Source organism: Curtobacterium flaccumfaciens, from assembly GCF_051548005.1.
Classification (GTDB): Bacteria; Actinomycetota; Actinomycetes; order Actinomycetales; family Microbacteriaceae; genus Curtobacterium.
Genome location: NZ_JBPUGH010000159.1, coordinates 1 through 7,446, shown reverse-complemented (window position 1 = coordinate 7,446; position 7,446 = coordinate 1). Strand labels below are relative to the sequence as shown.

Genomic DNA, 7,446 nt, shown 5'->3' with positions numbered 1-7,446 from the left:
GGCCCCGGCAGCGCGACCGGCACCGGGAGCGCAACGGGCACCGGGAGCGCGACGGGCGCCTCCGACGTCGCCGGCAGGGACGGCACCCGCTGTCCGCTCATCGTCTCGAGCACCCGCACGACCTGCCGGCTGTACCCGTACTCGTTGTCGTACCAGACGTAGACCACCACCTGCCGCCCACCGTCGGCGATCGTCGCCAGCCCGTCGACGACCCCGGCCTTCCGCGATCCGAGGAAGTCGCTCGACACGACCTCGGGCGACTCCACGTAGTCGACCTGGCGGCGGAGCGCCGAGCGCAGCGACACCTCGCGGAGGTGCGCGTTGAGCGCCTCCCGGGTGACGCCGGTGCCGAGCGTCAACGTGAGCACCGCGATCGACACGTCCGGCGTCGGCACCCGGATCGCACTGCCGGTGAGCTTCCCCGCGAGCGGCGGGTACGCCTTCGCGACGGCCCGCGCGGCCCCGGTCTTCGTCGGCACCATGTTGAGCGCCGCCGAGCGGCCCCGGCGCGGTCCTCGGTGGTGGTTGTCGGTGAGGTTCTGGTCGTTCGTGAACGAGTGGACCGTCTCGACGTGCCCGTGCTCGATCCCGAACCGCTCGTCGAGGGCGGCGAGCACCGGCGTGACCGCGTTCGTCGTGCAGGACGCCGCAGCGAGGATCGGCTCGTCCCCGATCGCGGCATCGTTCACCCCGTGCACGATGTTCGGCACGTCGCCCGACGCCGGCGCGGTGAGCAGCACGCGGGAGACGCCCGGGGCGGCGAGGTGCGCGGACAGCGTGGACCGGTCGGTGAACGCTCCCGTGCTGTCGACGACGATCGCGTCGTGGATGCCGTGTTCCGTGTAGTCGACCTCCGACGGCGACGCCGCGCCGATGAAGCGGATGACCGTCCCGTTCGCGGTGATCGTCTGCGCGTCCTGGTCCACGGTGATCGTCCCGTCGAAGGGCCCGTGCACGGAGTCGCGCCGCAGCAGGCTCGCCCGCTTGACCAGGTCCTCCGGACCCGTGGAGCGCAGGACGACCGCTCGCAGGCGGAGTCCGTACGCGCCTCCCGACCGGGCCAGGAGGATCCGTGCGACCAGCCGACCGATGCGGCCGAAGCCGTAGACGACGACGTCGCGCGGCGCGGCCGCGTACGGACCGCTGCCGACCGCGTCCGCGAGGACGAGCCGCAGGTGGTCGTCGAGGCCGAGGGTGTCCTGCTGACGGAAGCCGGCGTTGCAGTCGGCGACGTCGATCACCGAGGGACCGAGGTCGAGCCGGGTCAACGCGTGCAGGACCGGCAGCACCTCGTGGGGCGACAGCTCGACACCGCCCACGTGCCGCGCGAAGCGGTGCAGCTTGAGGATCTCGTTGACCGATCGACCGACGAGTCGCCGACCGTGGATCGTCGTCACCACGTTGTGCCGACGGTGGAGCCCGTCGATGATCGGGACCATCGCGGCGGCCACCGAGCCGCGGTCGACCCACTCGTCGAAGACCCGATCGGTGCCCGCGCGGTTCACGCCGCGACCCCGACGGAGGCGGTCGCGTCGCGCACGGCCGCCGCTGCCTCGAGGCGCTCCCGCAGGGCCGCCAGTTGCGCCCACACCGCGGCGGGGACCGTGGCTCCGAGGGAGGCGAAGAACTCCTCGGTCCGGTCCGCCTCGTCGAGCCAGCTGGCCGGGTCGACGTCGTACAGGGCCTGGAGGCTCGTCCCCGACAACCCGAGGCCGCGCACGTCGAGCGCACCCTCCGCCGGGACCGCGCCGAGCGGCGTCGATCGCGACGTGGGAGCCTCCGGCCGTGTGACGCGGTCGGCGATCCACGCGAGGACGCGGGCGTTCTCGCCGAAGCCCGGCCAGAGGAACGTGCCGTCCTCGCCCTTGCGGAACCAGTTGACCTGGAACACCTTCGGAGCGGCGGCGCCGAGCGCCTCGCCGACGTCGAGCCAGTGCTGCCAGTGCGATCCCATGTCGTAGCCGACGAACGGGAGCATGCCGAAGGGGTCGCGACGGAGTTCGCCGACGGTGCCCTCCTGCGCGGCGGTGCGCTCGCTCGACACGGTCGCGCCGGCGAAGACACCGTGCGCCCAGTTGTCCGTCTCGACGACGAGCGGCACGTTCGTCGCCCGGCGTCCGCCGAACAGGATCGCGTCGACGGGGACGCCGTCCTGCGCGTACCAGTCGTCAGCGAGGGTCCGGCACTGCTCGATCGGGCTCGTGAAGCGGGCGTTCGGGTGCGCTGCCGGTGTGTCCGCCGCCGGTGTCCAGTGCTCGCCGCGCCAGTCGATCAGGTGTGCGGGCGGCTCGTCGGTCAGCCCCTCCCACCAGACGTCGCCGTCCTCGGTCAACGCGACGTTCGTGAAGATCGTCCGCTTCCGCATGGTGTCCATCGCGACGGGGTTCGTGGCGACGGACGTCCCGGGCGCCACACCGAAGATCCCGGCCTCGGGGTTGATCGCGTACAGCCGTCCGTCCGCACCCGGGCGCAGCCAGGCGATGTCGTCGCCGATCGTCTCGACGTGCCACCCCGGCAGGGAGGGCTGCAGCATCGCGAGGTTCGTCTTGCCGCAGGCACTCGGGAACGCGGCCGCGACGTGGAGGGCACGACCGTCCGGGTCGGTGAGCTTGAGGAGGAGCATGTGCTCCGCGAGCCAGCCCTCGTCACGGGCGATGGTCGATCCGATCCGCAGCGCGAAGCACTTCTTCGACAGCAGGGCGTTGCCGCCGTAGCCCGAGCCGAACGACCAGATCGCCCGCTCCTCGGGGAAGTGCGAGATGTACTTCGTCGGGTTGCTCGGCCACGCGACGTCGGGCCGGCGGGTGCCGTCGGCGTTCCGCAGCGGGTACCCGACGCTGTGCACCCCGGCGACCCAGGCCGTGTCCGGGCCGATGTGCTCGAGGGCGTCGTCACCCACCCGTGCCATGAGGGCGAGGGAGACCGCGGCGTAGGCGGAGTCGGTGACCTGCACGCCGAGCTGCGAGATCGCGCCCCCGACCGGGCCCATCGAGTACGGGACGACGTACATGGTGCGACCGCGCATCGACTCGGCGAAGAGCCAATTGAGCTCGGCGTGCATCGAGCGCGGGTCACGCCAGTTGTTCGTCGGACCGGCATCCGCGGGGTCGCTCGTGCAGATGAACGTGCGGTCTTCCATCCGCGCGACGTCGTCCGGGGTGCTCCGGGCGAGGAAGCTGTCCGGACGCAGGCCCGGGTCGAGGCGGATGAGCGAGCCTTCTTCCACCATGCGGTTCGTCAGGCGCGTCCACTCGGCGTCGGAGCCGTCGCACCAGACGACCTCGTCCGGACGGGTCAGCAGCGCCGTCCGGACCACCCAGTCCGCGAGCTCCCGGTTGGCCAGCCCGTGCCGGTGCGCTCCGTCGGGGACCTCGACGCTCGAGCAGGCGGCGACCGGTGGGTGTGCGTGCCGGTGGACGTCGGCGGTGGGGATCGGGCCCGTCTCGGCATCGCCGAAGCGGCGGTCACGGGTCGTGTCGGTCATCGTCATGCTGGTCTCCTCGTCGAGCCCTACGGTGGTCGTGCTCCTCAGCATGCGGGCACGGACGCGCGCTATGCTCGCGACCGAACGGAGAAGAACGGCAGTTCTTCACACTCGAGGAAGAGTGGCGACATGTCCCACGACGACGGCCCCCAGCGACTGCTCGGGCAGTGGATCCGGCACGTCCGCACGAAACGCGGGATGACCCTCGACGTCCTCGGTCACGCCACCGACCTCGCGCCGAGCCGACTCTCGATGATCGAGAACGGGCTCCGGGAACCGAAGGTCTCCGTCCTGGCACGGATCGCGGCAGCGCTCGACGTCCCGGTGTCGACCCTCACCGCGTCGACCCCGCCGACCGAACGGGCACGACTGGAACTCGAACTCGCCGCGTACCAGGACGCACCGCTCGCGGCCCGGCTCGGTCTCCCGCACATCGACGTCCGGAAGAGCCTGCCCGACGACGTCCTCGCCAGCGTCGTCGCGCTGCACGAGGCGCTGGAGCGGCGCGTGCAGGAGTCCGCGGTCACCCAGGCCGCCGGCCGGGAGGCGATGATCGCGCTCCGGCTGCAGGGCCAGTCCTCGGACAACTACTACGAGGACATCGAGGACCAGGCCGCCGACCTGCTCGCGACGGTCGAGCGTCCGCCGGGGCCGTTGATGCACCACACGGTCGCGGCGCTCGCCTCGAAGCTCGGCTTCCGGCTCGTGCACGCCGACGACCTCCCGGCGTCCTCCCGCACGATCACCGACCGGGAGCACGGCGTGATCTACCTGCCGCCGGCCGCGACACCCGGTGGTCGGGGCCTCCGTAGCCTGGCGCTGCAGGCGCTCGCGCACGTGGTGCTCGGGCACCGGCCGCCCGCGGACTACGCCGAGTTCCTGCGGCAGCGCATCGAGATCACGGCGTTCGCGGCGGCGTGCCTCGTCCCGCGCGACGCCGCCGTGCCGTTCCTGCAGCAGGCGAAGTCCCGGCGCGACATCGCCCTCGAGGACTTCCGTGACGCCTTCGGTGTCACGCACGAGACGGCCGCGCACCGGTTCACCACGCTCGCGACCCGCTTCCTCGACCTCCCGGTGCACTTCGTCCGGGTGCGGCGATCCGGAGCGATCGTCAAGGGGTACGAGAACGACGGCATCACGTTCCCCACCGACACCGACGGCGGCATCGTCGGCCAGGTCGTGTGCGCGAAGTGGGCGTCCCGGACGGCGTTCGAGGACCGCAACCGCTCCCGGGAGCATTACCAGTACACCGACACGCCGAACGGCACGTACTGGTGCAGCGTGCAGACCGGCACCGACGACGACGAGTTCTCGATCACCCTCGGCACGCCGTTCGCGCACGCGCAGTGGTTCCGGGGACGGGACGCCACCGCGCGGCGACAGTCGAACTGCCCCGACCCGTCGTGCTGCCGCCGCCCGCCCGCGGCCCTCGAGTCGAAGTGGAAGGACGTCGCGTGGCCGAGCGCGAAGCTCGGCGAGCACGTCCTCGCTCCCCTGCCGACCGGTCGGTTCCCCGGCGTCGACGACGGCGAGGTGTACCGGTTCCTCGAGGCGCACGCCGAGTAGGGCCGCACGCCCCCGCGACGCGGCCGGTGGAACCACGAGACCGACGTCGAACCGGGTCCGTCCCCTGGTTCGACGTCGGTCTCGTGTTCCGATCCCGCAGCGGCCGGGCCGCCCGCGACCGCCTACCGCTTGAGGTTCGTCAGCTCCTGCAGGACCTCGTCCGACGTGGTGATGATGCGCGCGTTCGCCTGGAACCCGCGCTGCGCCACGATGAGGTTCGTGAACTCCTGCGACAGGTCGACGTTCGACATCTCGAGCGTCCCGGCCGCGAGCGAGCCGACGCCGGCGGAACCCGGGCCGCCGATCGAGGCCTGGCCCGAGTTCGCCGTCGCACGGTAGCCCGAGGCGCCGGTCTTCTCGAGGCCGGCCGGGTTCGCGAACGTCGCGAGGGCGATCCGGCCGAGGGCGAGCGACGCACCGTTCGAGAACGTGCCCGTGACGGTGCCGTCCTTCGCGATCGAGTACCCCTGGAGCGACCCCGCCTCGTGCCCGTTCTGCGACGAGATGGTGGCGGTGTTCAGCGTCGCGAAGCCGGTGAGCTGGGACATGTCGACGGTGGTGGTCCCGACGGCGAGGGTGCCGCCGGTGGCGATCGAGCCGTCCGCCGCGAACGTGATCGCGGACGTGGCGTTGCCGCCGAGTCCGTCCTTCGCCGTGACGTCCCAGCCCGCGGTGGTGCGGGTGTACGTGATCGACATCGTCTTCTTGGCGCCGGTCGCGTCGTAGACGGTGGCGTCGCGCGTGACCTGGCCGCCGACCGCCGTGTCCGACGGCAGGTTGCCGGTGAGCGCCGCGCTCGTGGTCTTGACCGCGGGCGCTGCGGCGTCGAGCGGCAGCGTGATGTCACCGAGCTGGCCGTTGGCGTTGACCACGCCGTTCACGGCCGGGTAGCCCTGCACGATCTTGCCGTCCGAGGAGACCAGGCGGCCGTCGGCGTCGAAGTCGAACGCGCCGGCGCGGGTGTAGACGGTGTCGGTGCCGAGGCGGGTGACGAAGAACCCGTCGCCCGAGATCATCAGGTCGGTCGCCTTGCCCGTGGCCTGCGCGGACCCCTGCGCGAAGTTCGTGGAGACACCGGCGACCTGCACGCCGAGGCCGATCTGGGCGGGGTTCGTGCCGCCGATGCCGGTCTGCGGCCCACCGGCGCCCTGGGTCATCTGCGACAGGGTGTCCTGGAAGACGGTCGACGACGACTTGAAGCCGACGGTGTTGACGTTGGCGATGTTGTTGCCGGTGACGTCGAGCATCTCCTGGTGCGAACGGAGGCCGGAGATCCCGGAGTAGAGCGAGCGGAGCATGGTGCGTCCTTTCGTGGCGGTACCGCGGTACCGGAGAAGAAGAGGGGTGGAGGGGAGGTCAGGAGGCGGTCTTGATGCCGGAGATCACGTCGAGGTCGACCTCCTTCCCGCCCACCGTGACCGTGGGGACGCTTCCCGCGTACGACACCGCTGTCGCGGTCCCCTCGATCGACTTCCCCGTGGTGGCGTCGGTGTAGCTGACCTGCTTCCCGACGAGGTTCGCGGCGGCGATCCGCATCTGCAGCGAGAAGTTCTCGTTCGCCGTCGTGGTCTGGTTCGTGATCTGCTCCATCATCGCGAGCTGCGTCTGCTGGCTGATCATCTGGTTGGTGTCCATCGGCGAGGACGGGTCCTGGTTCCGGAGCTGCGTGACGAGCAGCTTCATGAACACCTCGGAGTCCATCGTCTGCGACCTGGAGGACGACTGGTTCGCGGCCAGGGCCGCGGCCTGCGTGGCCGGGTCGACCGAGCCGGTGATGCCGTCGAGGGGCATGGTGAGGTCCTTTCGTGCCGTCGCTCAGGCGAGGACGTCGAGGCCCGCGGTGCGGACGGTGGTCGTGGACGGGGTGCGGTGCGGGGCGGGGGCGGGCTGTGCCTCCCGGTCGTCGCGGACCGCCTGCTGGCCCGACGCCGGACGCTCGTCGCGCCGCGGGGCGGAGTCCGGGTGGTTCTGCGAGGACAGGTCGAGCGTCGTCGACAGCCCGGTGCCGGCGGCGTCGCGACGCAGGTCCGGCAGGACCTGACGGACGGCCTCGCGCCCGGCGTCGGACGGCGCGTAGAGCTCGACGTGCATGCTGTGCGCGGTCACGTGGGCCCGCACCGTGACGGGTCCGAGCGCCTCCGGCGTCACCTGCACGGTGACGACGTGCTCGCCCGGGCCGGCGTGGGCGAGTGAGAACACGGGTCGGGCGAGCTGCTGCGTGAAGGTCGCGGGCGCGGCGTTCGCGGTCGGCGCGCCCGACGGCGTCGCCGCCGCGGGTCCGGTGGTCGCCGGGGTGGGGAACACCGCGGGTGCCGCTCCGGCACGTGCGCCGTCGACGGCCTGGAGGCTCGGGTCGGCCCCGGCGCTCCGCTGTGCGTCCGCCCCGGTGCCGGTCC

6 protein-coding genes are annotated in these 7,446 nt (G+C 71.9%); 1 reads left to right on the top strand and 5 read right to left on the bottom strand.

The window, feature by feature from the left end; translation table 11 throughout:
- Together ACSW7Y_RS14870 and ACSW7Y_RS14865 are read right to left on the bottom strand one after the other, a co-directional pair.
- A partial coding sequence (locus tag ACSW7Y_RS14870; protein ID WP_438127018.1) for a glyceraldehyde-3-phosphate dehydrogenase occupies positions 1-1,439 on the bottom strand: 1,439 nt, incomplete at its 3' end.
- 62 nt (positions 1,440-1,501) lie between these two features.
- Entirely contained in the window at positions 1,502-3,490 is a 1,989-nt protein-coding gene (locus ACSW7Y_RS14865; RefSeq protein ID WP_438127017.1) for a phosphoenolpyruvate carboxykinase (GTP), read from the bottom strand.
- A gap of 123 nt (positions 3,491-3,613) precedes the next feature.
- Here ACSW7Y_RS14865 and ACSW7Y_RS14860 point away from each other — a divergent pair, with 123 nt between their 5' ends.
- Positions 3,614-5,050: a helix-turn-helix domain-containing protein gene (locus tag ACSW7Y_RS14860; protein WP_438127016.1), complete on the top strand. Its 1,437-nt coding sequence runs from the start codon at positions 3,614-3,616 to the stop codon at positions 5,048-5,050.
- Positions 5,051-5,172: 122 nt separating this feature from the next.
- On the opposite strand, the gene ACSW7Y_RS14855 is transcribed toward ACSW7Y_RS14860, so the two are convergent.
- From ACSW7Y_RS14855 to ACSW7Y_RS14845, 3 genes are all read right to left on the bottom strand, one after another.
- Complete coding sequence (locus ACSW7Y_RS14855; protein ID WP_438127015.1) at positions 5,173-6,348, bottom strand: flagellar hook protein FlgE; 1,176 nt, start codon at positions 6,346-6,348, stop codon at positions 5,173-5,175.
- Between the two features lie 58 nt (positions 6,349-6,406).
- On the bottom strand, positions 6,407-6,841 hold the full coding sequence (locus ACSW7Y_RS14850; protein ID WP_175327852.1) for a flagellar hook assembly protein FlgD: 435 nt from the start codon (positions 6,839-6,841) through the stop codon (positions 6,407-6,409).
- A gap of 24 nt (positions 6,842-6,865) precedes the next feature.
- A partial coding sequence (locus ACSW7Y_RS14845; protein WP_438127014.1) for a flagellar hook-length control protein FliK occupies positions 6,866-7,446 on the bottom strand: 581 nt, incomplete at its 5' end.